25 protein-coding genes are annotated in these 25,246 nt (G+C 69.9%); 22 read left to right on the top strand and 3 right to left on the bottom strand.

Annotated elements, in window-relative coordinates; genetic code table 11:
• From argB to PKE84_RS13095, 7 genes are all read left to right on the top strand, one after another.
• Complete coding sequence (gene argB / locus PKE84_RS13065) at window positions 1–966, top strand: acetylglutamate kinase (RefSeq protein WP_271177695.1); 966 nt, start codon at window positions 1–3, stop codon at window positions 964–966.
• Window positions 967–1,055: 89 nt separating this feature from the next.
• Window positions 1,056–2,237, top strand: coding sequence for an acetylornithine transaminase (locus PKE84_RS13070; protein WP_271177938.1), 1,182 nt, complete (start codon window positions 1,056–1,058; stop codon window positions 2,235–2,237).
• Window positions 2,238–2,259: 22 nt separating this feature from the next.
• Window positions 2,260–3,183, top strand: a complete 924-nt coding sequence (gene argF / locus PKE84_RS13075; protein ID WP_271177696.1) for an ornithine carbamoyltransferase — start codon at window positions 2,260–2,262, stop codon at window positions 3,181–3,183.
• A gap of 65 nt (window positions 3,184–3,248) precedes the next feature.
• Window positions 3,249–4,448 carry an argininosuccinate synthase gene (locus tag PKE84_RS13080; protein ID WP_271177697.1) on the top strand — a complete coding sequence of 400 codons (1,200 nt, stop codon included), beginning with the start codon at window positions 3,249–3,251 and terminating at the stop codon, window positions 4,446–4,448.
• An 11-nt stretch (window positions 4,449–4,459) separates the two neighbouring features.
• A complete protein-coding gene (gene argH, locus PKE84_RS13085; RefSeq protein WP_271177698.1) occupies window positions 4,460–5,917 on the top strand; it encodes an argininosuccinate lyase in 1,458 nt (485 codons plus the stop codon).
• Entirely contained in the window at window positions 5,917–6,045 is a 129-nt protein-coding gene (locus PKE84_RS13090; RefSeq protein WP_271177699.1) for a hypothetical protein, read from the top strand. The genes argH and PKE84_RS13090 overlap by 1 nt, the downstream gene beginning before the upstream one ends.
• A 39-nt stretch (window positions 6,046–6,084) precedes the next feature.
• Window positions 6,085–6,756 carry a DNA-3-methyladenine glycosylase gene (locus PKE84_RS13095; RefSeq protein WP_271177700.1) on the top strand — a complete coding sequence of 224 codons (672 nt, stop codon included), beginning with the start codon at window positions 6,085–6,087 and terminating at the stop codon, window positions 6,754–6,756.
• Between the two features lie 85 nt (window positions 6,757–6,841).
• Here PKE84_RS13095 and PKE84_RS13100 read toward each other — a convergent pair whose 3' ends face one another.
• Together PKE84_RS13100 and PKE84_RS13105 are read right to left on the bottom strand one after the other, a co-directional pair.
• On the bottom strand, window positions 6,842–7,453 hold the full coding sequence (locus PKE84_RS13100; protein ID WP_271177701.1) for a hypothetical protein: 612 nt from the start codon (window positions 7,451–7,453) through the stop codon (window positions 6,842–6,844).
• A complete protein-coding gene (locus PKE84_RS13105; protein ID WP_271177702.1) occupies window positions 7,450–8,067 on the bottom strand; it encodes a DNA-binding protein in 618 nt (205 codons plus the stop codon). Before PKE84_RS13105 ends, PKE84_RS13100 begins: the two co-directional genes overlap by 4 nt.
• Before the next feature lie 141 nt (window positions 8,068–8,208).
• On the opposite strand from PKE84_RS13105, the gene tyrS reads away from it, so the two are divergent.
• The 15 genes from tyrS (at window position 8,209) to der (ending at window position 23,407) form a co-directional block, all read left to right on the top strand.
• Window positions 8,209–9,510: a tyrosine--tRNA ligase gene (gene tyrS / locus PKE84_RS13110; RefSeq protein ID WP_271177703.1), complete on the top strand. Its 1,302-nt coding sequence runs from the start codon at window positions 8,209–8,211 to the stop codon at window positions 9,508–9,510.
• Between the two features lie 29 nt (window positions 9,511–9,539).
• Entirely contained in the window at window positions 9,540–9,698 is a 159-nt protein-coding gene (locus tag PKE84_RS13115) for a hypothetical protein (protein ID WP_271177704.1), read from the top strand.
• Window positions 9,691–10,524, top strand: a complete 834-nt coding sequence (locus PKE84_RS13120) for a TlyA family RNA methyltransferase (RefSeq protein WP_271177705.1) — start codon at window positions 9,691–9,693, stop codon at window positions 10,522–10,524. Before PKE84_RS13115 ends, PKE84_RS13120 begins: the two co-directional genes overlap by 8 nt.
• A gap of 159 nt (window positions 10,525–10,683) precedes the next feature.
• A complete protein-coding gene (locus tag PKE84_RS13125; protein ID WP_271177706.1) occupies window positions 10,684–11,601 on the top strand; it encodes an NAD kinase in 918 nt (305 codons plus the stop codon).
• The gene (gene recN, locus PKE84_RS13130; RefSeq protein ID WP_271177707.1) at window positions 11,594–13,318 is read left to right on the top strand and encodes a DNA repair protein RecN; all 1,725 of its coding nucleotides are present in this window, start codon (window positions 11,594–11,596) and stop codon (window positions 13,316–13,318) included. The genes PKE84_RS13125 and recN overlap by 8 nt, the downstream gene beginning before the upstream one ends.
• Window positions 13,319–13,388: 70 nt before the next feature.
• A complete protein-coding gene (pyrG, locus tag PKE84_RS13135; protein WP_271177939.1) occupies window positions 13,389–15,089 on the top strand; it encodes a CTP synthase in 1,701 nt (566 codons plus the stop codon).
• Window positions 15,089–15,739 (top strand): NUDIX domain-containing protein, encoded by a 651-nt coding sequence (locus tag PKE84_RS13140; protein WP_271177708.1) that lies wholly within the window; start codon window positions 15,089–15,091, stop codon window positions 15,737–15,739. The genes pyrG and PKE84_RS13140 overlap by 1 nt, the downstream gene beginning before the upstream one ends.
• On the top strand, window positions 15,736–16,641 hold the full coding sequence (gene xerD / locus PKE84_RS13145) for a site-specific tyrosine recombinase XerD (protein ID WP_271177709.1): 906 nt from the start codon (window positions 15,736–15,738) through the stop codon (window positions 16,639–16,641). The genes PKE84_RS13140 and xerD overlap by 4 nt, the downstream gene beginning before the upstream one ends.
• 134 nt (window positions 16,642–16,775) lie before the next feature.
• A complete protein-coding gene (locus tag PKE84_RS13150) occupies window positions 16,776–17,636 on the top strand; it encodes a ParA family protein (RefSeq protein WP_271177710.1) in 861 nt (286 codons plus the stop codon).
• Complete coding sequence (locus tag PKE84_RS13155) at window positions 17,620–18,465, top strand: segregation and condensation protein A (protein ID WP_271177711.1); 846 nt, start codon at window positions 17,620–17,622, stop codon at window positions 18,463–18,465. The genes PKE84_RS13150 and PKE84_RS13155 overlap by 17 nt, the downstream gene beginning before the upstream one ends.
• Window positions 18,455–19,153: an SMC-Scp complex subunit ScpB gene (gene scpB / locus PKE84_RS13160; protein ID WP_271177712.1), complete on the top strand. Its 699-nt coding sequence runs from the start codon at window positions 18,455–18,457 to the stop codon at window positions 19,151–19,153. Before PKE84_RS13155 ends, scpB begins: the two co-directional genes overlap by 11 nt.
• A gap of 118 nt (window positions 19,154–19,271) precedes the next feature.
• A complete protein-coding gene (locus PKE84_RS13165; protein ID WP_373877148.1) occupies window positions 19,272–20,039 on the top strand; it encodes a pseudouridine synthase in 768 nt (255 codons plus the stop codon).
• Window positions 20,036–21,124, top strand: a complete 1,089-nt coding sequence (locus tag PKE84_RS13170; RefSeq protein WP_271177714.1) for a prephenate dehydrogenase — start codon at window positions 20,036–20,038, stop codon at window positions 21,122–21,124. Before PKE84_RS13165 ends, PKE84_RS13170 begins: the two co-directional genes overlap by 4 nt.
• On the top strand, window positions 21,121–21,891 hold the full coding sequence (cmk, locus tag PKE84_RS13175) for a (d)CMP kinase (protein WP_271177715.1): 771 nt from the start codon (window positions 21,121–21,123) through the stop codon (window positions 21,889–21,891). The genes PKE84_RS13170 and cmk overlap by 4 nt, the downstream gene beginning before the upstream one ends.
• Window positions 21,892–21,895: 4 nt before the next feature.
• Window positions 21,896–23,407 (top strand): ribosome biogenesis GTPase Der, encoded by a 1,512-nt coding sequence (gene der / locus PKE84_RS13180; RefSeq protein WP_271177716.1) that lies wholly within the window; start codon window positions 21,896–21,898, stop codon window positions 23,405–23,407.
• A gap of 105 nt (window positions 23,408–23,512) precedes the next feature.
• Here der and PKE84_RS13185 read toward each other — a convergent pair whose 3' ends face one another.
• The gene (locus tag PKE84_RS13185; protein ID WP_271177717.1) at window positions 23,513–24,913 is read right to left on the bottom strand and encodes a DUF2252 domain-containing protein; all 1,401 of its coding nucleotides are present in this window, start codon (window positions 24,911–24,913) and stop codon (window positions 23,513–23,515) included.
• Window positions 24,914–25,246: the final 333 nt, after the last annotated feature.

Genomic DNA, 25,246 nt, shown 5'->3' on the forward strand with positions numbered 1-25,246 from the left:
ATGACTTCGACGACAGACACAGAACCCGGCACTGGCACCGACACCGGCACCGGCACGGTCACCGACTCCGATCCCGCCGAGGCGGCCGAGCAGGCGAGCGCGGCCGCCAAGGCCGCCACCCTCATCGAGTCGCTTCCCTGGCTCAAGCGCTTCCACGAGCAGATCATCGTGGTGAAGTTCGGCGGCAACGCCATGGTCAGCGAGGAGCTGCAGCGCGCCTTCGCCGAAGACATGGTGTACCTGCGCTACGCCGGCATCCACCCCGTCGTCGTGCACGGCGGCGGCCCGCAGATCTCGGCCATGCTCGACCGGCTCGGCATCGCGTCGGAGTTCCGCGGCGGCTACCGCGTCACCACGCCCGAGGCGATGGACGTGGTGCGCATGGTGCTCACCGGCCAGATCAACCGCGACCTGGTGAGCAACATCAACCGGCACGGGCCCCTCTCGGCCGGCCTCTCCGGTGAGGACGCCGGACTGTTCCAGGGTCGCAAGCGCGGCGTCGTCATCGACGGCGACGAGGTCGACCTCGGCCTGGTCGGTGATGTGATCGGCGTCGACCCGGCGGCGGTGCACGCGCAGATCGCCGCGGACCGCATCCCGGTCGTCTCCTCGATCGCGCCCGACATCGACGATCCCGGTCAGTCCCTCAACGTCAACGCGGATGCGGCGGCCGCCGCCCTCGCCGTGGCACTCGGCGCCGCCAAGCTCGTCATCCTCACCGACGTCGCCGGCCTCTACAGCGACTGGCCCAACCGCGACTCCCTGGTCTCCGAGATCACCGCCCCCGAGCTGCGCGAGCTGCTCCCGTCGCTCGAGTCCGGGATGATCCCCAAGATGTCCGCCTGTCTGGCGGCGGTCGACGGGGGAGTGGCGAAGGCAGCGATCATCGACGGCCGCGTCCCGCACTCGATCCTGCTCGAAGTGTTCACGCAATCCGGCATCGGAACGGAGGTGGTGCCCTCGTGAGCACCGACAGTACCGACGGCAACACCAGCACCGACGACAACGTCAGCACTGACGGCAACGTCGGCACCGACGGCAACGTCAGCACCGACATCACGGCCGACTGGAATGCGCGCTTCGGCCACACGATGATGCGCACCCTTGCGACGCCGAAGGTCATGCTCGCCCGCGGCGAGGGCTGCCGCGTGTGGGACGTCGACGGCAAGGAGTATCTCGACTTCCTCGGCGGCATCGCGGTGAACTCGCTCGGCCACGCGCATCCGGTGCTGGTGGATGCGGTGAGCCGGCAGATCGCGACGCTGGCGCACGTCTCCAACTACTTCGCCACCCCGCCGCAGCTCGAGCTGGCCGAGCGACTCACCCGCGTCACGGGCGCGGGCGCGGGGGGCCGGGTCTACTTCGGCAATTCCGGCGCCGAGGCCAACGAGGCCGCCTTCAAGCTGGCCCGCCTGAACAAGGGGAACGGCCACCGTACCCGGGTGCTCGCACTGAACAACGCGTTCCACGGTCGCACGATGGGCTCGCTCGCCCTCACCGGCAAGCCGCCGATGCGCGCGCCCTTCGAGCCGCTGCCCGGCGGTGTCGAGCACATCGAATCGACGATCGCCGCGCTCGAAGCCGCCATCGACGACCATGTCGCCGCTCTGTTCATCGAACCGATCAAGGGCGAGGCCGGCGTGCTCGACCTGCCGGAAGGCTTCCTCCGCCGGGCGCGCGAGCTCACCGAGCAGCACGGCGCGCTGCTCATCATCGACGAGATCCAGACCGGCGTCGGGCGCACGGGCCGGTGGTTCGCGTACGAGCACGCGGGCATCACCCCCGACGCCGTCACGATCGCCAAGGGCATCGCCGGTGGCGTGCCGATCGGCGCGCTGGTGACGTTCGGATGGGCATCCGAGCTGTTCTCGCGCGGGCAGCACGGCTCCACGTTCGGCGGCAACCCGCTGGCCACGGCCGCGGGCAACGCCGTGCTGAAGGAGATCGAGGACGCGGGGCTGGTCGAGAACGCCGCCCGGCGCGGCGATGAGCTGCGGGCGATCATCCGGAGCTTCGATTCGCCGCTGATCGGCGAACTGCGGGGCCAGGGCCTCCTGGTGGGCATCGGGCTCACCGACGGCGAGGCGCACCGCCTCTCGGATGCGGCGCTCGCCAACGGCCTCATCATCAACGCCCCCAACGAGTCGAGCATCCGGCTCGCCCCGCCGCTCATCGTGGGAGACGACGAGCTCAGCGGATTCCGCGAACGATTCGGCCGCGCTCTCGCGTCCCTCTAGACCCCTCGAACGAAAGAAAGACATGACCAGGCATTTTCTGCGCGACGACGACATCAGCCCCGCCGAGCAGGCGGAGATCCTCGAGCTGGCCGAGCAGCTCAAGGCCGACCGCTTCGGCAGCAAGCCGCTCGAAGGCCCCCAGACGGTCGCCGTGATCTTCGACAAGTCCTCCACCCGCACCCGCGTCTCGTTCGCGGTCGGGATCGCCGACCTCGGCGGAAGCCCGCTGATCATCTCGACCGCCAACAGCCAGCTGGGCGGCAAGGAGACCCCGTCGGACACGGCACGCGTCCTCGAGCGGATGGTGTCGGCGATCGTCTGGCGCACGTACGCGCAGTCGGGGCTCGAGGAGATGGCAGCCGGTACCACCGTGCCGGTCGTCAACGCGCTCTCGGACGACTTCCACCCGTGCCAGCTCCTGGCCGACCTGCTCACCATCAAGGAGAAGCGCGGCGAACTCGCCGGCCTCACCCTGACCTTCCTGGGTGACGGCGCGAGCAACATGGGCCAGTCCTACGTGCTCGCCGGTGTCACCGCCGGGATGCACGTGCGCATCGCGTCTCCCGCGGACTATGCGCCCTCCGCCGCCGTGATCGCCGACGCCGAACGCATCGCCGCGGAGACCGGGGGATCGGTCGCGCTGTTCACCGATCCGAACGAGGCGGCCGCGGACTCCGACGTGATCGTCACCGACACCTGGGTGTCGATGGGCAAGGAGGACGAGAAAGCGCAGCGCATCGCCGTGTTCGGCGGCTACAAGGTGGACTCGGCCGTGATGGCGCTCGCGAAGCCGGATGCGCTGTTCATGCACTGCCTCCCGGCCGACCGCGGCTACGAGGTGACCGCCGAGGTCATCGACGGACCGCAGAGCGTCATCTGGGACGAGGCGGAGAACCGCCTTCACGCCCAGAAGGCCCTGCTCGTCTGGCTCCTGCGCCAGGCCTGAACCCCCGGGTCCCGCCGGGGCCCGGAACCTACACTCGAAGAGAAACAAGAAGCTGAAGGAGAATCATGGCGGAACGTGTTGTTCTCGCGTACTCGGGCGGACTCGACACCTCGGTCGGGATCGGCTGGCTGAAGGACGCCACCGGTAAAGAGGTCGTGGCGCTGGCCGTCGACGTCGGCCAGGGCGGCGAGGACATGGAGGCGATCCGCCAGCGCGCGCTCGACTGCGGCGCGGTCGAGTCGGTCGTCGTCGACGCGAAGGACGAGTTCGCGAACGACTACATCATGCCGGCGCTCAAGGCCAACGCCCTGTACCAGAAGCGCTACCCGCTGGTCTCGGCGCTCAGCCGTCCGGTGATCGCCAAGCACCTCGCCGCGACCGCCAAGGAGCTCGGCGCCGACAGCGTCGCCCACGGCTGCACCGGCAAGGGCAACGACCAGGTGCGCTTCGAGGCCGCGGTCGCCGCGCTCGCGCCCGACCTCACCTCGCTCGCCCCGGTGCGCGACTTCGCCCTCACCCGCGACAAGGCCATCGTGTACGCGGCCGAGCACAACCTGCCGATCGAGCAGTCGAAGAAGTCGCCGTATTCGATCGACCAGAACGTCTGGGGTCGCGCCGTCGAGACCGGCTTCCTCGAGGACCCGTGGAACGCCCCGATCGAAGACCTCTACACCTACACCGAGGACCCCGCCGTCACCCGCGAGCCGGTCGAGGTCGTCATCGCGTTCAGCGAGGGCGTTCCGGTGGCCATCGACGGAAAGTCGATCACCCCGCTCGAGGCCGTTCAGATCATGAACCGGATCGCCGGCGGCCAGGGTGTCGGCCGCATCGACATCGTCGAGGACCGCCTCGTCGGCATCAAGAGCCGTGAGGTCTACGAGTCGCCTGCCGGCATCGCGCTGATCGCCGCGCACGAAGAGCTCGAGAACATGACGGTCGAGCGCGACGTCGCCCGCTACAAGCGCACCGTCGAGTCCAAGTGGGCGGAGCTCGTCTACGACGGCCTCTGGTTCTCCGGCCTCAAGCGCGCCCTCGACGTGTTCATCGACGAGACCCAGAAGCACGTGACCGGCGAGATCCGCCTCAAGCTGCACGCCGGCAGCGCGGTGGTCACCGGCCGTCGCAGCGCCGAGAGCCTGTACGACTTCAACCTCGCCACCTACGACACCGGCGACACGTTCGACCAGTCGCTGGCCAAGGGCTTCATCGAGCTCTGGTCGCTGCCGAGCAAGATCTCGGCACGCCGCGACCTGGCCGCCGAGTAGCGGGCGCTGCGGTGACAGACAACGATCAGACCGGCAACCGGGCCGGCGAGGCGGGCGCCCTGTGGGGCGGCCGTTTCGCCGGCGGTCCGTCGCCGGAGCTCGCCGCACTCAGCAAGTCGACGCAGTTCGACTGGCAGCTGGCGGCGTACGACATCGCCGGTTCGCGGGCGCACGCGAAGGCGCTCGCCGCCGCGGGCTATCTCGCGCCGGATGAGCTCGACGGGATGCTCGCCGCTCTCGACGCGCTCGACGCGGATGTCGCATCCGGGGCCTTCGAGGCCGCCGAGAGCGACGAGGACGTGCACTCCGCGCTGGAGCGGGGCCTGATCGAGCGCGCCGGCACCGAGCTCGGCGGCAAGCTGCGCGCCGGGCGCAGCCGCAACGACCAGATCGCAACACTGGTGCGCCTGTACCTGCGCGATCACGCCGGTGCGATCGCCGAACGCATCATCGCGCTCATCGACGCGATCGCGGCACAGGCGGATGCGCATCCCGCCGCCATCCTGCCGGGGCGCACGCACCTGCAGCACGCGCAGCCGGTGCTGCTCGCCCACCACCTGCTGGCGCACTGCTGGCCCCTGGTGCGCGACCTCGAGCGCCTGGCCGACTGGGATGCGCGGGCGAACGTCTCGCCGTACGGGTCCGGAGCCCTGGCCGGCTCGACGCTCGGCCTCGACCCGATGCTGGTCGCCCGGGAGCTGGGTTTCGCGCGGAGCTCCGAGAACTCCATCGACGGAACCGCCGCCCGCGATGTCGTGGCTGAGTTCGCGTACGTCGCCGCGCAGGTCGGCGTCGATCTCTCCCGGTTCGCCGAGGAGATCATCCTCTGGAACACGCGCGAGTTCGGGTTCGTCACCCTCGACGACTCGTACTCCACCGGGTCCTCGATCATGCCGCAGAAGAAGAACCCCGACATCGCCGAGCTCACGCGCGGCAAGGCCGGGCGCCTGATCGGCAACCTCACCGGGCTCCTCAGCACGCTCAAGGGCCTGCCGCTGGCGTACAACCGCGACCTGCAGGAGGACAAGGAGCCGGTGTTCGACGCCGTCACCACCCTCGAGGTCGTGCTGCCCGCCTTCACCGGCATGGTCGCCACGATGCGCTTCCACACCGACCGGATGGCGGAGCTCGCCCCGCAGGGCTTCTCGCTCGCGACCGACGTGGCGGAGTGGCTCGTGAAGCAGCGGGTGCCCTTCCGCGACGCGCACGAGATCACGGGGAACCTGGTCAAGTACGCCGAGGAGCGGGGCATCGAGCTGAGCGAGGTGGACGACGCGGGGCTGGCCTCCGTCTCGCCGCACCTGACGCCGGAGGTGCGCTCCGTGCTGACCATCGAGGGCTCCGTCGCGAGCCGCGACAACGTCGGCGGCACGGCGCCTCAGCGCGTCGCGGAGCAGCTCGCCGCACTCACCGAGCGGGTGCGCGCTGTCGCTGCCTCCGTTCCGTCGGTCAGAAGGGACCTGGTCTGATGCCCGGACTGTCGAACCGCAAGCCGCCGCGCCAGAAGTGGATCATCCCGGCGATCGTGGTCGTCGCGGTGGTCGTGGTGGTCGGCGGGCTGATCGCCACGGTGGTCGCCGGCGGCCGGATCTTCTGACGCAGGCGAACGCATCCGGATGCTCGGGGAGTCTCTGACGTGACGACGGACGACGCCGGGCTGTACCGGCCGGAACGGAGCTTCTTCGAGGCGTCGTCGCTGGAGATCGCCCCGCTGCTCCTCGGTGCGGTGCTCCGGCACGACACCCCGGAGGGCGAGGTCGGCCTGCGCATCACGGAGGTCGAGGCGTATGTGGGCGACGGCGTCGACCCGGGGTCGCACGCCTTCCGGGGGCGCACGAAGCGCAACGCCGTGATGTACGGGCCGCCGGGGTTCATGTACGCCTACTTCACGTACGGTATGCACGTCTGCGCCAACGTCGTCTGCTCACCGGAAGGCGAGGCGACGGCCGTGCTGCTGCGGGCGGCCGAGGTCGTCGAAGGGCGCGAACTGGCGCGGGCGCGGCGGTCGCGGGCGTCATCCTCCGGCGGGGCCGAGAACGGTCCGGTGCGCGTGGTCAGCGATCGCGATCTCGCCAGGGGGCCCGCCCGGCTCGTGGTGGCCGCCGGCATCCGGCTGGAGGAGAACGGCGCGGATCTGTACGCGCCGCCGTTCTCGCTCGAGCTGCCGCGGGTGGCACTGCCGTTCGTCTCGGGACCGCGCACCGGGGTCTCCGGCGCCGGCGGAGGCGACGCGTTCCCCTGGCGCTTCTGGCTCGACGGCGATCCGACGGTCTCGCCCTACAAGCGCCACCCCAAGTCCCACACCTGACCCGCACGCACTCGAGTCCGAACTTGTTGCACCCGAGAGCGGCGTGTCGAGCGCAACAAGTTCGGACTCGATTGCGGGTGCTCGCTCAGGCGAAGGTGAGGCGGAAGACGCCGGCGCAGACGCAGGCCCAGATGAGGCTGGTGAGCGTGCCGATGATAAACCGCTCGCGCGCCTCCGGAGCTTCGAGCTCGGTGAAGCGGCCGACGCCCTTGATCGCGATCAGCACAGCCAGCGCTTCGGGGAAACCGGCCATGATCGCGCCCGTCGCAGCGAAGCGCTCGAGATACCCGATCGTCGTCCCGCCGCGCAGCACCTCCTGGGTGGGCTGCACGCCCGCGGCCTGCTGCTGGGGAGTGGCCGTCTCGGCGATCACGATGCCGCCGTGCACCCCGGGGACGGCGCCGCGCGAGGCCAGGGCCAGCACCAGCTGCGATGCCGGGCCGCCGCCGGTCACGCTGAGGGCGAGCACGACCAGGCCGATCAGCACGCGGAACAGCACGGGGGCGTCCGGCGTCGGCAGCGCCACAATGATCAGCGCGAGCCCGAGCAGTCCGGTCGCCACATAGACGAGGGGACGCCGCGGGGAGCGCATCGTGAACAGGATGCAGCAGAGCGAGGCGATCACGAGGATCAGCACCGCGCACCAGGCCAGCACAGGGCCGACCGTGGCGAAGAGTGGTTGGAGATTCGGGATCATGCAGGGTCCGTTCGCAGCTGGGCGTCGTCGAGGCTCGTCAACAGCCTAGTCAGCGGTCCGATCGCCGCCAGCTCGACACGGAGGGCGGCCGCGCGCGCTCGATCGCTCGCCGACTGCGGGGTGATGCCGAGCCGGGCGCCGGCCTCCGCCTGCGTGAGGCCGGTCGTCACGAGGTCGTAGAGCTCCCAGCCGGCCGGGGAGCGGCTTTCCCGCAGGCTGAGCAGGAGGTTGACGATCGCTTCGGCGTCTTCGGCGGCCTGCGGTTCGACGATCGCGTCCGCGGCGAAACGGGTGGGCATCCGCTTGGCTCGCGTCACCGCCGACCGTGCGGCGATGAAGGCGTCGCCCGTCGCCTCGCGGGTCTCGGCCGGCAGCGGTGTGCGGACGTCGCCGCTGCCGAGTCCGACGCTCCAGGCGCCGCGACGCGTCAGGGCGAGGATGAGATCGAGGGCCGTTGCGGCGTCGGCGGTGAGGGCCTGGATCTCGTCTCCGGCGTTGCGGTCGACGGGCAACGCGAGCCGGTCTCCGTAGCTCTCGTTGAGCTGGCCGAGGGTCTCTCCGACGATGTCGGGCTCCGACCTGCTGTCGACCTGGTCGGCGGTGATGACGAACACGATGATCTCCTCTCGTCGATCAGGCTTTCACACCTGATCCGGAGTCTATCAGGTCTCTGATCCTGATGCACCGATAATCAGGCCTGTAAACCTGATCACTGTGAGATCAGGCCTGCAGTCCTCCGCTGATAGCCTGATCCCGTGTCCGACTCAGAGATCCTCCACGCACAGACCAACGACCCGTCTTTCGACGACGTCTGGGATGAGCTGAAGTGGCGCGGGCTCATCCACGTCTCGACGGATGAAGCAGCGCTGAAACAGCTCCTCGCGGGCGAGTCGGTCACCTATTACTGCGGTTTCGACCCGACCGCACCCAGTCTGCACCTCGGCAACCTCGTGCAGCTGCTCACCATGCGCCGACTCCAGCTCGCCGGGCACAAGCCCCTCGGCCTGGTCGGCGGCTCCACCGGTCTCATCGGCGACCCGCGTCCCACCGCCGAGCGCACCCTGAACACGCGCGAGACGGTGGCCGAGTGGGTCGGCTACCTGCAGAACCAGGTGTCGCGGTTCCTCAGCTCCGAGGGCGCCAACGCCGTCCGGCTGGTCAACAACCTCGACTGGACCCACCCGCTGTCGGCCATCGACTTCCTCCGCGACATCGGCAAGCACTTCCGCGTGGGCACCATGCTCAAGAAGGATGCGGTGGCCGCGCGCCTCAACTCCGACGAGGGCATCAGCTACACCGAGTTCAGCTACCAGATCCTGCAGGGGATGGACTTCCTGGAGCTCTACCGCCAGTACGGCTGCGTGCTGCAGACCGGCGGCAGCGACCAGTGGGGCAACCTCACGAGCGGAACCGACCTCATCCGCCGCGTCGAGCACGTCGCCGCGCACGCGATCGGCACCCCGCTGATCACGAACAGCGACGGCACCAAGTTCGGCAAGAGCGAGGGCAACGCCATCTGGCTCGACCCCACGCTCACGAGCCCCTACGCGATCTACCAGTTCTGGCTGAACACCGACGACGCCGACGTGATCGCCCGCCTCAAGGTGTTCACGTTCCTCACGCGCGCCGAGATCGAGCGGTTGGAGCAGGCCGTGGCCGACGAGCCGTACAAGCGCGAGGCGCAGCGACGGCTGGCCTACGAGGTCACGAGCCTGGTGCACGGTGTGGAGGCGACCGATGCCGCGATCGCCGCATCGGAGGCGCTGTTCGGTCAGGGGGAGCTCGAGGCCCTCGACGCCGATACCCTCGAGGCCGCGCTGCGCGAGCTACCCAACACGACGACGGCTCCGACGGCGACCGTCGCCCAATCGCTCGTCGACACGGGACTCACGGCGAGCCTCAGCGAGGCGCGGCGGGCGATTGCCCAGGGCGGGGTCTACCTCAACAACGTGAAGATCGACGACGGCGAGGTCTCGCTGGCCGATTCGCTGCTGGCGGGCCGGATGGCGGTGCTGCGCCGCGGGAAGAAGACGTTGGCCGGCCTGTTCGTCGAGTAGCGGAGCCCGGAAACGCGTACCGTTGAGGGATGAACGGTGACGACAAGCAGGATGTGGACGACGCGCTGGTTCCGCGGCTGAAGCTGATCGAGGATCAGCCGCTCGCCACGCGCGCCGAGGCGTACGCCCAGATGCACGACGAGCTGCGCGACGTGCTCGAGGGCGGCGACGTCCACCGCAATGCCTGACGCGCCGAAGTCTGACGAAACCGTAGCGAGCGGGGAGGTGCGGCTCGATGTCGCGCTCGCCGCACGCGGACTCGCCCGCTCCCGCTCGCACGCCGCCACGTTGATCGCCGAAGGGATCGTCAGCGTCGACGGAGCCGCCGTCGTGCGGGCGTCGGCCAAGGTGCGCGACGAGCAGACCATCGAGGTCGCCGGCGCCGACCACTACGTCAGCCGCGGCGCCCACAAGCTGATCGGCGCGCTGGACGCGTTCGAGGTGCCCGTCGCCGAGCGTGTCGCGCTCGACGTCGGCGCCTCCACCGGCGGGTTCAGCCAGGTGCTGCTCGAGCGGGGTGTGACGGAGGTGATCGCGATCGACGTCGGGCACGGCCAGCTCGCGGCGGCCCTCGCGATCGAGCCGCGCCTCACCTCGTACGAAGGTGTCAACGCCAGGGCGCTCACCGCGGAGTCGTTCGCCGGACTCGTCGGTCGGCCGCTGCGCCCGCAGCTCGTCGTCGGCGACCTGTCGTTCATCTCGCTCGCGCAGGTTCTGCCGGCGCTCGTCGCCACGGCGGCCGACGGCGCCGACTTCGTGCTGCTCGTCAAGCCGCAGTTCGAGGTGGGCCGCACCGGCATCAAAGAGGGGATCGTGCGCGATCCGGTGCTTCGGGCCGAGGCCGTGATGAACGTGCTCTGGGCGGCGTTCGATCTCGGCGTCGGGACGGCCGGGGTCATCCCGTCGCCGATCGCGGGGAGCCAGGGGAACCGGGAGTATCTGGTCTGGCTGAGTGCGGTCGTCGGCACGAACCCGACGGAATGGCTCCAGACGGTGACGCAGATCACCCTCTGAAGCGTCAGGCGACGGCGTCCGTCCGTCGCAAACCCGGCCGCGGAGCCACGTCCACAGGCATGAGTTGTGAACAGGCTCAGCTCCGGTTCACCAACGGGGCCCGATGATCCGACAGAATGGATGAACCGGATCTCATCACCGAAATGGAGCGTGACGCGTATGGATGCACCCGCACGGTACATCCTCGTCGTCGCGCACACCGGTCGCCAAGATTCACTCACTGCGGGAGTCGCCGTCTGCTCCCAACTCATCGACGCGGGCGTCATCCCCGTGCTCAGCGAAGACGAGCGCCGCGATGTCCTCGCCGCTGAGCCGAGCTTCGATCAGGTCGCCGTGCTCGGCGTCGACGTTCAGCCGAGCGAGCTCGAGCTCGTCATCGTGCTGGGCGGCGACGGCACCATCCTGCGTGCGGCCGAGCTGGTACGCGGATGCTCGGCGCCCCTCCTCGGCGTCAACCTCGGTCACGTCGGCTTCCTGGCCGAGAGCGAGCGCGACGACCTCGAACTCGCGGTCGCGCGAGGGCTCGAGAAGGACTACGAGGTCGAAGAGCGCATGACCCTCTCCGCCAGGGTCAAGGTGGGCAAAGAGGTCGTCTACGAGAGCTGGGCGCTCAACGAGGCGACAGTCGAGAAGGCCAGCCGTGAGCGGATGCTCGAGGTGGTCATCGAGGTTGACGGCCGCCCCATGTCGAGCTTCGGCTGCGACGGAGTCGTGATGTCGACCCCGACCGGATCGACGGCATACTCGTTCTCCGCGGGCGGCCCGGTCGTCTGGCCCGGCGTCGCCGCCCTGCTGCTGGTGCCGCTGAGCGCGCACGCCCTGTTCTCGCGACCGCTGGTCGTCAACGCCGACTCCTCACTGGCGGTCGAACTGCTCGAGCGCGCCGAGGGGGAGGGCATCCTCTGGTGCGACGGCCGTCGCGCATACGATCTTCCGCCGGGGGCCAGGGTCGTCGTGCGTCGCTCGCCGATCCCGGTACGGCTCGCGCGGCTGCACCCCGGCCCGTTCACCGACCGGCTGGTGCACAAGTTCAACCTTCCGGTCACGGGGTGGAGGGGGCCGGCCGGGCGTGACTGAGCAGCGAGCAGGCATCGAGGAGATCTCGATCAAAGACTTGGGCGTCATCGCCGACGCGTCACTGCCACTCGGGCCGGGGTTCACGGCGCTGACGGGTGAGACCGGTGCGGGCAAGACGATGGTCGTGTCCGCGCTCGGGCTGCTGCTCGGCGAGCGGGCGGACACGGGCGCGGTGCGGCTCGGCAGCCCGCAGGCGTGGGTCGAAGGCCGCTGGCGGGTGGCCGATGCCGGCGAGGTCGTCGAGCGGGTGCGCGATGCCGGCGGCGACGTCGACCCCGTCGGGTCCGGCTCCGCCGAACTGGTGCTCTCCCGGTCCGTGTCGGCCGAGGGGCGGTCGCGCGCGGTCGTCGGCGGTCGGAGCGCACCGGTCAGCGTGCTCACCGAGCTCGGCGAGCAGCTCGTGGTCGTGCACGGGCAGTCGGACCAGATCCGGCTGCGCTCCGCCGTCGCCCAGCGCGAGGCGCTCGACCGCTACGCAGGAGCTCCGCTCGCCGACGCCATCGAGAACTACGTGCACGTCTTCCACCGGTGGCGCGACAACCGGGCCGAACTCGACGAACTCGTCGCCGATCAGGATCGACGTGCCCGCGAAGCCCAAGATCTTCGCCTGGCCATGGCCGAGATCGAGACCGTCGCGCCGCAGCCCGGCGAAGACGACGAACTCGCCGAACGCGCCGAGCGGCTCTCCAACCTCGAAGAACTGCGCCTCGGCGCCGCCAGCGCCCGCGAGCTGCTGTCGGCCGAAGAGTCCGAGGGAGCGGACGCCCTCTCGCTGCTCGACAACGCGCGGCGCAGCCTGGAGCGCGTCGCCCCGCACGATGCCGCGCTCGGCGACGTGGCGGAGGCGGTCGCGAACGCCAACTACCTGGTGTCCGACATCGCGGCCCAGCTGTCGACCTATCTCGCGGCGCTCGACACCGACGGCGCTCGTGAACTCGAGATCGTGCAGGAGCGTCGTTCGGAGCTCGCCACCCTGGTGCGCAAGTACGGTCCGACCCTCGACGACGTCATCCGGGCGCTCGAGACCGGCAGCTCGCGGCTGTTCGAGCTCGACGGCGACTCCGATCGCATCGACCAGCTGCGTGCCGACGTGGAGTCCGACGAGGTGCTGGTGGCAGAGCTGGCCGACGGACTCAGCGCGCTGCGTCGTGACGCCGCCGAGCGGCTGGGCGCGGCCGTCTCAGACGAGCTCACCGCCCTCGCCATGGCCGACGCGCGCATCGTCGTCGAGGTGACGGAGCGCGAAGAGTTCACGGCGAGCGGGCGCGACCAGGTCGCCATCCTGCTGCAGCCGCACTCGGGAGCAGAGCCCCGCGCCCTCGGCAAGGGGGCGTCGGGCGGTGAGCTGTCACGCGTGATGCTGGCGATCGAGGTCGTCATCGCGGGCACCGATCCGGTCCCGACCTTCATCTTCGACGAGATCGACGCGGGCGTCGGCGGTGCCTCGGCCATCGAGATCGGCCGCCGCCTCGCGCGACTGGCCGAATCGTCGCAGGTGATCGTCGTCACGCACCTCGCGCAGGTCGCCGCGTTCGCGAACAATCACCTCACGGTGGTCAAAGGCAGCGATGGCTCGGTCACCGAGTCGAGCGTCCGCCAGCTCACCGGCGACGAGCGCATCGCCGAGATGGCGCGGCTGCTGTCGGGCCTGCCCGACTCCGAGAGCGGCCTGGCTCACGCCAGGGAGCTCGTCGAGATGGCCACCGCGGGCCGCTGAGTCCTGCCCGAACATCCGCGCCCGGTCCGGCGCATCCACCCCGCTGGCGGTGATAGGATAAAAGCCCGTGGTGGATAAATCAGACGCGGGCATTTCAAACGGCATTACCAAGCACATCTTCGTGACGGGTGGTGTCGTTTCTTCGTTGGGCAAAGGCCTTACAGCGGCCAGCCTCGGCAACCTTCTCACAGCTCGCGGGCTGCGGGTCGTCATGCAGAAACTCGATCCGTACCTCAACGTGGATCCCGGAACGATGAACCCGTTCCAGCACGGCGAGGTGTTCGTGACCGATGACGGCGCGGAGACCGACCTCGACATCGGGCACTACGAGCGCTTCCTCGACATCAACCTCGGCCAGTCGGCCAACGTGACCACCGGGCAGATCTACTCGAACGTGATCGCCAAGGAGCGACGCGGCGAGTACCTCGGCGACACGGTGCAGGTCATCCCGCACATCACCGACGAGATCAAGCGCCGCATGCGCCTGCAGGCGCAGGCCGGCCCCGACGGCGAGCCCGCTCCCGACGTGATCATCACCGAGATCGGCGGAACCGTCGGCGACATCGAGTCGCAGCCGTTCATCGAGTCGGCCCGTCAGGTGCGCCACGAGCTCGGCCGCAAGAACTGCTTCTTCGTGCACGTCTCGTTGGTGCCGTACATGAACGCGTCCGGCGAGCAGAAGACCAAGCCCACCCAGCACTCCGTCGCGGCCCTGCGCTCGATCGGTATCCAGCCGGACGCCCTGGTGCTGCGCAGCGACCGTCCCGTCTCCGAGTCCAACAAGCGCAAGATCGCGCTGATGTGCGACGTCGACGAGGGCGCTGTCGTCAACGCCGTCGACGTGCCGAGCATCTACGACATCCCCACGATGCTGCACGACCAGGGGCTCGACGCCTACATCATCGACCAGCTCGGCCTCGACGCCGGCGACGTCAACTGGGACGGCTGGAGCGACCTGCTCGAGGCGGTCCACGACCCGAAGCACGATGTCACCATCGGCCTCGTCGGCAAGTACATCGACCTGCCCGACGCCTACCTCTCGGTCACCGAGGCCCTGCGCGCCGGCGGATTCGCCCACAACGCCAAGGTGCGCCTCAAGTGGATCGCCTCTGACGAGTGCGGCACGCCGGAAGGCGCGGCCCACATGCTCTCCGACGTCGACGCGATCTGCGTGCCCGGCGGGTTCGGCGTGCGCGGCATCGAGGGGAAGCTCGGCGCCCTCCGCTTTGCGCGTGAGAATGGCATCCCGGCCCTCGGCCTCTGCCTCGGGCTGCAGTGCATGGTCATCGAGTACGCGCGTCACGAGGCCGGCCTCGCGGGAGCCTCGTCGTCGGAGTTCGACCCGGACACCGAGTTCCCCGTGATCGCCACCATGGCCGAGCAGGTCGAGATCATCGCCGGCGGCGACCTCGGCGGCACGATGCGTCTCGGCCTCTACCCGGCGGCGCTCGCCGAGGGGTCGATCGTCTCCGAGCTGTACGGAGCGCCGGAGGCGTCCGAGCGTCACCGCCACCGCTACGAGGTGAACAACAACTACCGCGAGCAGATCGCGGACGCCGGCCTCTGGTTCTCGGGCACCTCGCCCGACGGCCACCTGGTCGAGTACGTCGAGCTGCCGCGCGACGTGCACCCGTTCTACGTGGGAACGCAGGCCCACCCCGAGCTCCGGTCGCGCCCGAACCGCGCGCACCCGCTGTTCCGCGGTCTCGTCGGCGCTGCACTCGACCGCCAGAAGGCGAGCCGTCTGTTCGAAGTCGCCGCGGAAGCCTGATGAGCGACGCTCCCGTCGTGGCCGAGGAGGCCCTGACCGACGACGCGTTCTCGCCGCAGATCACCTCGAGCGAGATCGCGTTCGAGGGCAAGATCTGGAACGTGCGGCGCGACACGTTCCGCTACAACGACGACGAGATCACGCGGGAGTACATCGACCATACGGGCGCCGTCGCCATCCTCGCGATGGACGACGACGGCCGGGTGCTGCTGATCAAGCAATACCGGCACCCGGTCCGGCACCGCGAGTGGGAGATTCCGGCCGGGCTGCTCGATGTGCGCGGCGAGGAGCCGCTCGCGGCCGCCAAGCGCGAGTTGTCGGAAGAGGCCGACCTGCAGGCCGACGAGTGGAACGTGCTCGGCGAGTTCTACACGAGCCCCGGAGGAAGCGACGAGGCGATCCGCATCTACCTCGCCCGCGGCGTCACACCGACCGGAACGGTATTCACCCGTGCCGAGGAAGAGGCCGACATCGAGGTGCGCTGGGTGCCGCTCGACGACGTGGTGGATGCCGTGCTGAACCGCCGGGTGCAGAACCCGTCGCTCATCGTCGGCGCGCTGTCGGCACGGGTCGCCCGAGAGTCCGGATGGGCGCAGCTCGGGGCGGCCGACCTGCCCTGGCCGCGGCATCCCAAACTCGGCGGGGAATGAACATCGAGCGAGCGGTCGACACGTATCTTCGGCACGTCTCGATCGAGCGCGGGCTCTCGGCCAACACTGTTGCGGCGTACCGGCGCGACCTCGTGGTCTACGGGTCGTGGCTCGCCGGGCAGGGCATCGACGATCCCGCCGCGGTGACGACCACCGCCATCTCCGACTTCGCCCTGCACCTCGGATCCCGCGCGGAGTCACCGCTCACCGCGTCGTCACTGGCCCGGATGCTCTCCACGGTGCGCGGATTCCACCGCTTCCTGCTGGAGGAGGGAGTCGTCGACTCCGACGTGGCGCATGAGGTGCGGCCGCCGAAGCTGCCGAGCCGTCTGCCGAAGGCGATCACGGTCGACCAGGTCGGCGCGCTGCTGGCGGCGACGGACGGCGACGACATCCAGTCGCTCCGGGACAAGGCGCTGCTCGAACTGCTGTACGCCACCGGCGCGCGGGTGAGCGAGGCCGTCTCGCTCAATGTCGACGACGTGATCGACGACGACATCGTGCGCCTGACCGGCAAGGGCAACAAGCAGCGGATCGTCCCCCTCGGCAGCTACGCGCGCACGGCGATCGACAACTACCTCGTGCGGGCGCGTCCGGCTCTCTCTCTGCGCGGCCGGGCGACGCCCGCGCTGTTCCTCGGGATGCGCGGGGCCCGGGTGTCGCGCCAGAACGCCTGGCTGATCATCCGGGCCGCGGCAGAGCGGGCGCACCTCGACGTGGAGATCTCGCCCCACACGCTGCGCCATTCGTTCGCGACGCATCTGCTGGCCGGGGGAGCCGACGTGCGTGTGGTGCAGGAGCTGCTCGGCCACTCCTCGGTGGCGACGACGCAGATCTACACCCTGGTCACGGCCGACACGCTCCGCGACGTCTACACCTCGGCGCACCCCCGCGCGCGCTGAGCGAACCGGGCGGCGGTGCGGCCCGCGAACCGGGGGTTGCGCCGTTAGACTTGGCCACTGAAGAGCCACGCGACAGAGGGACGAGGAACACGCAGGTGACGCGCAACGACGAGGTACGGACCGAGCTCCCGGGCATGGATGACACATCCCTCGCCGTCCGGCTCGGACCCACCGGTCGTCCCCTCCGCAGCTTCCCGGTGCCCGCCCCGCTCAAGGGCCACGGGCCGGCGCGCATCATCGCGCTCTGCAACCAGAAGGGCGGCGTCGGCAAGACGACGACCAGCATCAGCCTGGGCGCCTCCCTCGCCGAGTACGGTCGCCGCGTGCTCGCCATCGACTTCGACCCGCAGGGCGCGCTCTCGGCGGGTCTCGGGGCGCAGACGCACGACGTCACGACGATCTACGACCTGCTGCTGTCGCGCACGAAGGAGCCGGCCGAGGCGATCCAGCACACCGGCACTCCCGGGCTCGACATCATCCCGGCCAACATCGACCTCTCGGCCGCCGAGGTGCACCTCGTGAACGAGGTCGCGCGCGAGCAGATCCTCGCGAGCGTGTTGCGCAAGGTGAGCGCGGACTACGACGTCATCCTGATCGACTGCCAGCCGTCGCTCGGCATCCTGACCGTCAATGCTCTGACGGCGGCTCACGGCGTACTGATCCCGCTGGAGTGCGAGTACTTCGCGCTGCGCGGCGTCGCGCTGCTCATCGAGACGATCGATAAGGTGCGCGAGCGCCTGAACCCGGCGATCAAGCTCGACGGCATCCTGGCCACCATGTACGACTCGCGCACGCTGCACTCGCGCGAGGTGCTGGAGCGGGTCGTCGACGCGTTCGGCGACAGCGTGCTCGAGACGGTGATCTCGCGCACGGTCAAGTTCCCCGATGCCTCCGTCGCCGGCACCCCGATCACGCAGTTCGCGCCCGAGCACGCCGCCGCCGAGGCGTACCGCCAGCTGGCGAGGGAACTGATCTCGCGTGGCGCCGTCGCCTAGCCCGGCCGACAGCGACCAGGTCGAACCGGCGCCGTCCGTTCCCGAGCCCACCAGCTTCCGGGTCGCCCTCGGCGACTTCGAGGGCCCGTTCGACCTGCTGCTCTCGCTGATCACCAAGCACGAGCTCGACATCACCGAGATCTCGCTGAGCCGGGTCACCGACGAATTCATCAGCTACTTGCGCGCGCTCGACTCCGACGACAGCCTCGACGAGGCGAGCGAGTTCCTGCTCGTGGCCGCCACCCTGCTCGACCTCAAGGTCGCCGGGCTCCTCCCGCAGGGCGAACTCGTGGACGCGGAAGACGTGGCGCTGCTCGAGGCGCGTGACCTGCTCTTCGCCCGCCTGCTGCAGTACCGCGCCTTCAAGGAGGCGTCGGCGTGGTTCCAGGCAGGGCTTGAGGCCGAGTCCACCCGGCATGCCCGTTCGGTGCGCCTCGAGGACAAGTACCGGCAGCGCACGCCGGAGCTCGTGTGGACCCTCACCGCCGAGGACTTCGCCGCACTCGCCACGCTGGCGCTCACGCCGCGGGAGATCCCGGTGGTCGGCCTCGACCACCTGCACGCGCCGCTGGTGAGCATCCGGGAGCAGGCGGCCCACGTGGTCGGAATGCTGCGCTCCGGCGAGACCCTCACCTTTCGGCAGCTGGTGGCCGGCGCCGACCAGAAGGGCGTCGTGATCGCGCGCTTCCTGGCGGTGCTCGAGCTGTACCGGCACGCCGCCATCGCCTTCGAACAGCTGGAACCGCTCGGCGAGCTGACGCTGCGCTGGACGGCGGAGCACTGGTCGCAAGAGAATCTGTCCAATCTGGGAGCTGACTATGACGGTTGAGAACGCGGAGGCCGTGGAGGCCGGCGTCGCCGACGGCGCGGTGGACGCGCCTGCGGACGCGACAGACGCGACAGACGCGCCTGCGGGCGCGGCGGAGGCGCCCGCGCTGCCGGAGGGCATCGCCCTCGAGCGCGCACTGGAGGCCATCCTGATGGTCGCCGACGAGCCGATGAGCATCGTCACCCTGGCGACAGCGGTCGGCGCGCCGGTCTCGCGCGTGCGCGCCGCGGTGGACGCTCTGGTCGCGGACTTCGACGGCGTGGGGCCCGACGGCTCCGCGGGCACGGGGGTACGACGCGGCTTCGAGCTGCGCGAGGTCGGCGGCGGCTGGCGCATCTACGTGCGCGCGGAGTTCGATGCCGTCGTCGCGGGCTACGTGCTCGCCCAGAACCCCACCAGGCTGTCGCAGGCCGCGCTCGAGACGTTGGCGGTCATCGCCTACAAGCAGCCCATCAGCCGTGGTGCGATCGCCTCCATCCGGGCCGTGAATGTCGACTCGGTGGTGCGCACGCTGCTCGGCCGCGGTCTGATCACGGAGATGTTCACCGACAGCGAGACGGGCGCCATCAACTACGGCACGACCGACCTGCTGCTCACCCAGCTCGGCATCAATTCGATCGACGAGCTCCCGAAGATCTCGCCGCTGCTCGCGGACGGCGTGGACGGGTTCGACGGCGATGTCCGCTAAGCACCAGGGGCGCGAGCCGGAGCGCGGTCGCGAGCCGGAGCGCGGCGGCCGCGATTCCGGTTCCGCCGACGCCCCGCACTGGTCGGACGCTCCGCAGGGGGAGCGGCTGCAGAAAGTGATGGCGGCCGCCGGCGTCGCCTCCCGGCGCGTCTCCGAGGACCTGATCGCGGCGGGACGCGTCACCGTCAACGGCGACGTCGTCACCGAGCTCGGGCGCCGCATCGACCCGGTCAACGACCTCGTCGCCGTCGACGGCTCGGCCGTTCAGCTCGACACCAGCCGGCGCTACGTGATGCTCAACAAGCCCGTCGGCGTCGTCAGCTCCATGCGCGACGAGCAGGGGCGCCCGGATCTGTCGCGCTTCACCGCCGACTACGCCGAACGGCTCTTCAATGTCGGGCGGCTCGACGCCGAGACGTCCGGGCTGCTGATCCTCACGAACGACGGCGAACTCGCCCACGTGCTCGCGCATCCGAGTTTCGGGGTAACGAAGACCTACATCGCCCGGGTGCGCGGCGTCGTCACGCCGCAGACCATCGCCACCCTCACCCGCGGCGTCGAACTCGAGGACGGACCGATCGCCGCCGACCGCGCGCGCCTGATCGAGCGCAGCTCGGCGAGCAGGGACAGTCTGGTCGAGATCACGCTGCACTCGGGACGCAACCGCATCGTGCGCCGGATGATGGCCGAAGTCGGGCATCCGGTGATCGAGCTGGTGCGCCGGCAGTTCGGCCCGCTGCACCTCGGGACGCTGCGAGTGGGCATGATGCGCGACCTGACTAAGGTGGAACTCGGCCAGCTGCTGACGATCTCGCGGCAGAAGGACGACGCGAAGAAGGACGACGCGAAGCCCGCCACGAAACCCACCGAGAGAGACGCCAGGTGAACGACACGACCTCCCGGCTCAGCGGCCCCGTCCGCGTGGTCGGAACCGGGCTGCTCGGCGCCTCCGTCGGCCTTGCGCTGCGCGCCCGCGGAGTCGACGTGCTGCTCGCCGACGCATCGCCTGCCCACCTCAGCCTCGCCGCCGACTACGGCGCCGGCCGGGCCGACGACGGTTCGGCCGAGCCCGCGCTGATCGTCGTCGCGGTGCCGCCCGACCTCGTCGGCACCGTCGTGCGCGCCGAGCTCGCCGCGCATCCGGATGCCGTGGTCACCGATGTCGCGAGCGTCAAGGTCGCGCCGCTGGCGGAGCTCGAGGCGGCCGGCGTCGACCTCTCGCGCTACGTCGGCTCGCACCCGCTGGCCGGACGCGAGCGCGGCGGTCCCAGCGCCGGACGCGCCGACCTGTTCCTCGGCCGCCCATGGGTGGTCTGCGCGCGGCCGGAGAACGACCGCTCGTCCGTCTCGCTCGTCGAGGCGCTGATCCTCGACCTCGGTGCGACGCCCATCGAGATGCAGACCGCGGAGCACGACGCCGCGGTCGCGCTCGTCTCGCACACGCCGCAGATCGTCTCGAGCCTGATGGCCAAGCGCCTCGCCGGTTCGACGGATGCCGCGCTCGCGCTGGCCGGTCAGGGCGTGCGCGACGTCACGCGGATCGCCGGCAGCGAGCCCGAGCTCTGGGTGCAGATCCTCGGTGCGAACGCGCCGGCGGTCGTCGACATCCTGCGTGCCTACCGCGATGACCTCGACCGCATGCTGATCGCCCTCGGAGACATCGACGTCGCCGGATCGCGCCGCACCATCGCGGAAGAGCTCGCCGGCGGCAACCTCGGCGTCTCGCGCCTGCCCGGCAAGCATGGGCAGGACAAGCGTTACGCCTCGATCGTGGTGATGGTCGACGACGAGCCCGGCGAGCTCGCCCGCCTGCTCACGGAGCTGGGCGAGATCGCTGTGAACCTGGAAGACCTGCGGCTCGAGCACTCGCCCGGCGCGCAGGTCGGTCTCGCGGAGATCGCCGTGCTGCCCGAAGTGCTGCAGCGCACGATCGACGACCTGACCGCACGAGGATGGAGGATCGCCGGATGACCGACGCCACGTCAGACGCCACGACTGGGGCCACCGCGCACGCCGACGACCTGAGCGGCACGATCGTCGTCGCCGTCGACGGCCCCGCCGGCAGCGGCAAGTCGAGCGTCAGCAAGGCCTCTGCGCGCAAGCTGGGGTTCGCGTACCTCGACACCGGCGCCGCGTATCGCGCACTCAGCTGGTTCGTCGTGCAGCGCAGGCTCGACCCGACGGACTCCGCCGCCGTCATCGACGCGATCGCCGACTTCGACTACCGCATCGGCACGGATCCGAGCGGCGGCGACCCCGCCGACACCGGCGTCTTCGTCGGCGATCACGACGTGACCGAGGCCATCCGCGAGCCGGATGTGACCGCGGTCGTGAGCGCGATCGCCCGGGTTCCCGAGGTGCGCACGTACCTCACCGGACTGTTCCGCACGATCATCCGGCGCACCGAGCGGCCGGGCATCGTGGTGGAGGGGCGGGACATCACGACGGTCGTCGCGCCGGACGCTCAGGTCCGCATCCTGCTCACTGCCAGCGAAGAGGCTAGAATAGCCAGGCGTTCCGCAGAGCTCGTCGGCCAGTCCGCCGCCCATGTCGGCGAGCAGCTCCACCGGCGCGACCGGGCCGATTCCCGCGTCGTGGACTTCATGAACGCCGCCGACGGTGTGACCACCGTCGATTCAACCGATCTCGACTTCGACCAGACCGTGGATGCGGTCATCGAGGTCGTGCACTCCGTGACAGAACGCGACAGTGCACAGCGAAACCCCGAAAGCACGTGAAGCCATGACTGACAAAGCCGAACTGGCCGAGCCGGAAGGCGACGACGACCTCGTCGAGCGCCTCACCGATCTCGACGAAGAACTGGCCGCGCAGCGCGCCGCCGCGCTCCGCTCCGGCCTCGACGACTACGAGCTCGACGAGAGCGACCTCGACATCCTCGAGACCGTCAGCGACGATCCGGATGCCATCACCTACCTGCCCGCGCTGCCCGTGCTGGCGATCGTCGGCCGGCCCAACGTGGGCAAGTCCGCGCTCGTCAACCGCATCCTGGGCCGCCGCGAGGCCGTCGTCGAAGACACCCCCGGTGTGACGCGCGACCGCGTCTCGTACCAGGCGGAGTGGAACGGCCGGCGCTTCACGCTCGTCGACACCGGCGGCTGGGAGCCCGACGCCAAGGGCATCGACGCGTCTGTCGCCGCCCAGGCCGAGATCGCGATCGACCTCGCCGACGCCGTGCTGTTCGTCGTCGACGCGAACGTGGGCGCCACCTCGACCGACGAGCAGGTCGTCCGGATGCTCCGCAAGGCGAACCGCCCGGTCTTCCTCGCGGCCAACAAGGTGGACGACGTTCGTCAGGAGCCCAACGCGACCGAACTCTGGTCTCTCGGACTCGGCGAGCCCCGCCCCGTCTCGGCTCTACACGGCCGTGGCGTCGCAGACCTGCTCGACGAGATCCTCAAGGTGCTGCCGCAGGTCTCCCGGGTCGCCAAGCAGGAGGTCGGAGGGCCGCGTCGTGTCGCGATCGTCGGTCGGCCGAACGTCGGCAAGTCCTCGCTGCTGAACAAGGCAGCAGGGGAGGAGCGCGTCGTCGTCAACGAGCTCGCGGGCACGACCCGTGACCCGGTGGACGAGCAGGTCGAGATCGCCGGCAAGGTGTGGCGCTTCGTCGACACCGCCGGCATCCGGCGTCGCGTCCACCTGCAGCAGGGCGCCGACTTCTATGCGTCGCTGCGCACCTCCACCGCGCTCGACAAGGCCGAGGTGGCCGTCGTAGTGCTCGACGTGACCGAGCCGATCAGCGAGCAGGATGTGCGCATCATCGACCTCGTGCTCGAATCGGGCCGTGCGCTCGTGCTGGCGTTCAACAAGTGGGACCTGCTCGACGACGACCGCCGCCGGTACCTGGAGCGCGAGATCGAGCAGGACCTCGCGCACGTGTCGTGGGCGCCGCGCGTCAACATCTCCGCGCGCACCGGGCGCCACCTGGAGAAACTGGTGCCGGCTCTCGAGCTCGCGCTCGAGTCGTGGGACACCCGCATCCCCACCGGCAAGTTCAACGCCTTCCTGGCGGAGCTCACGGCCGCGCATCCGCACCCCGTGCGCGGTGGCAAGCAGCCGCGCGTGCTGTTCGGCACCCAGGCGACAAGCCGTCCGCCGACATTCGTGGTGTTCACGACCGGGTTCCTCGACCCCGGGTACCGCCGCTACATCATCCGGCGCCTGCGCGAGATCTACGGATTCGAGGGGACGCCGATCCAGCTCAACATGCGCGTGCGCGAGAAGCGCAAGCGCTAGCGCCCCGGTCGCTCCGGCGCCGGTCGTGCAGTATCGCGAACCGAGAGCCGTCGGTCGTGCGGTATCGCACGATCGGGCGGCGGGCGCCGGGCGCGCGGGCCGCGCTCAGAGCGGCGCGGCCTCGTAGCGGCCGCTGACCACGGCGGCCTGCAGCGTCTCGTAGTCCGCGTGCGACTGGTCGGCGTAGGAGAGCGCCCATGTCGTCACCGCCTCAGGCAGCACGTCGCCATGCCCGATGTACCCGGCGATGAACGCAGCGTTCGCGCTGCGCGAGTGCGCCCGCGCCAGGAGCTGCGCGCAGGCGAAGGCGTAGTCGTCGAACGTCTGCTCCGCCATCCGGTCGATGTCGAACGACACGTTGCGGTCGCGGAACTGGCGCACGTAGAACCCGAAGCCCTCGAACGTCACGTAGCCCAGGAACGGGTCGGACACCGCCTGCAGGATGCGCTGCTTGGCCGTGACGCGGTATCCGTGGTGCTCGCCGAGACGCTCCCTGTCGATGCCGGCGACCTCTTCGCGTTCGACGCCGCCGAACTCCTGCACCACAGAATCGGTCGCCTCCTTGATCTGCAGGATGAGCGCTTCGCCATGGGGCCCGGTGAGCACCACGATGAAGCAGCGCGTGCCCACGCTGCCCACACCGACGACCCGTCGCGCGACATCCGTCACGGTGTGCTGGGAGAGCAGCAGCGCGATGTCGGGGGAGACGGTGCGGCTGTAGCGGGCGAGCACCTCGCCGACGACCGACTCCATCTCCGGCGGCACGTGCGTCAGGCGGGGAGGCGCTTCGATGAGGTGCAATGACCCGTCGGCGGCGCGTTCCGTGATGCGGGAGATCACGCGCTCCGATGTGCGCTTCTCGGACGCCGCCACCAGGTCGCGCACGACGCGCTGCGTCTTCTTGCCGAACTGACGCCCGCCCCGCACAACGGCCGGGAGGAAGAAGCGCTCGGTGACCGGCACGCCCAGTGACTGGTGGAGCGCGTCGCGGTAGGTGCGGGCCGCGTGCAGAGCCGCCTCCCGGGCACGGGCGTCGCTCGCCCCGCGACCCCGCGCCGCGATCACCACGCTGGTGACCATGCGCTTGAGGTCCCACTCCCAGGGGCCGGTGGTGGCCTCGTCGAAGTCGTTGAGGTCGAACACCATCGAGCGCTCGGGGGAGGCGAACAGCCCGAAGTTGGCGATGTGGGCGTCGCCGCAGATGACGATGTCGGCGCCGCTGGTGGGGAGCCCCGCCAGGTCGGCGGCCTGGATGGCGGCGGTGCCGCGGTAGAACGCGAAGGGATCCTGCAGCATCCTGGCGATGCGCAGGGGCACCAGGTCGGGGAGACGGCGCGCGTGCTGCTGGTCGAGCACGCCGAGCGGATCGCGGGCGGCGTCGGGTACGTAGTGCGCCTGCGAGGATCGCGGGATACGCGAGCGGGCGGCCCTGCCCGACTCGTACCGCTCCTCGTGGGTGACGACGTGGTCGTGGTCGAAGCGGAGCCGGCCGGGTGCACGATTCATGTGCTCACGATAGCGGCGTCGATCCGCGCGCCACGCCCGCGGGAGAGGGGCGTAAATTTCCGATGCAAACGCATAGGATACTCTCAGGTAGGAAGAACGGTCGGTATACCCAGCGTGAACGCGCGGTTTCAAGCGCCCCGAATCGCTTCGGAACGAGTCGCCAAAATGCCAGCTGACCACGTTTTTCGTAGCCTAGCGCCGAATTCGTAGCGCAAAACCACGCTGAGGTGGGGTAGACACGCCCGCCCACAAAGGGGGGTTTTGTACCCCGGTATGTCCTCACTAATGTGGACACTACGAGAGCTACCCGACCGCGCCACCCGAAGGCGCGGG

The sequence above is a fragment of the Leifsonia poae genome (genome assembly GCF_027921845.1).
Lineage (GTDB): Bacteria > Actinomycetota > Actinomycetes > Actinomycetales > Microbacteriaceae > Leifsonia > Leifsonia poae.

What these genes read in the sequence shown, in the direction of transcription:
- PKE84_RS13080 (WP_271177697.1), top strand. Translation starts at nt 3,249, where the DNA reads ATGGCGGAACGTGTTGTTCTCGCGTACTCGGGCGGACTCGACACCTCG.
- PKE84_RS13140 (WP_271177708.1), top strand. Translation starts at nt 15,089, where the DNA reads ATGAGCGACGCTCCCGTCGTGGCCGAGGAGGCCCTGACCGACGACGCG.
- scpB (WP_271177712.1), top strand. Translation starts at nt 18,455, where the DNA reads ATGACGGTTGAGAACGCGGAGGCCGTGGAGGCCGGCGTCGCCGACGGC.
- cmk (WP_271177715.1), top strand. Translation starts at nt 21,121, where the DNA reads ATGACCGACGCCACGTCAGACGCCACGACTGGGGCCACCGCGCACGCC.
- PKE84_RS13150 (WP_271177710.1), top strand. Translation starts at nt 16,776, where the DNA reads ATGGATGACACATCCCTCGCCGTCCGGCTCGGACCCACCGGTCGTCCC.
- PKE84_RS13120 (WP_271177705.1), top strand. Translation starts at nt 9,691, where the DNA reads ATGCCTGACGCGCCGAAGTCTGACGAAACCGTAGCGAGCGGGGAGGTG.
- xerD (WP_271177709.1), top strand. Translation starts at nt 15,736, where the DNA reads ATGAACATCGAGCGAGCGGTCGACACGTATCTTCGGCACGTCTCGATC.
- PKE84_RS13185 (WP_271177717.1), bottom strand. Translation starts at nt 24,913, where the DNA reads ATGAATCGTGCACCCGGCCGGCTCCGCTTCGACCACGACCACGTCGTC.
- PKE84_RS13125 (WP_271177706.1), top strand. Translation starts at nt 10,684, where the DNA reads ATGGATGCACCCGCACGGTACATCCTCGTCGTCGCGCACACCGGTCGC.
- der (WP_271177716.1), top strand. Translation starts at nt 21,896, where the DNA reads ATGACTGACAAAGCCGAACTGGCCGAGCCGGAAGGCGACGACGACCTC.
- argF (WP_271177696.1), top strand. Translation starts at nt 2,260, where the DNA reads ATGACCAGGCATTTTCTGCGCGACGACGACATCAGCCCCGCCGAGCAG.
- PKE84_RS13090 (WP_271177699.1), top strand. Translation starts at nt 5,917, where the DNA reads ATGCCCGGACTGTCGAACCGCAAGCCGCCGCGCCAGAAGTGGATCATC.
- PKE84_RS13100 (WP_271177701.1), bottom strand. Translation starts at nt 7,453, where the DNA reads ATGATCCCGAATCTCCAACCACTCTTCGCCACGGTCGGCCCTGTGCTG.
- PKE84_RS13115 (WP_271177704.1), top strand. Translation starts at nt 9,540, where the DNA reads ATGAACGGTGACGACAAGCAGGATGTGGACGACGCGCTGGTTCCGCGG.
- PKE84_RS13165 (WP_373877148.1), top strand. Translation starts at nt 19,272, where the DNA reads ATGGCGGCCGCCGGCGTCGCCTCCCGGCGCGTCTCCGAGGACCTGATC.
- argB (WP_271177695.1), top strand. Translation starts at nt 1, where the DNA reads ATGACTTCGACGACAGACACAGAACCCGGCACTGGCACCGACACCGGC.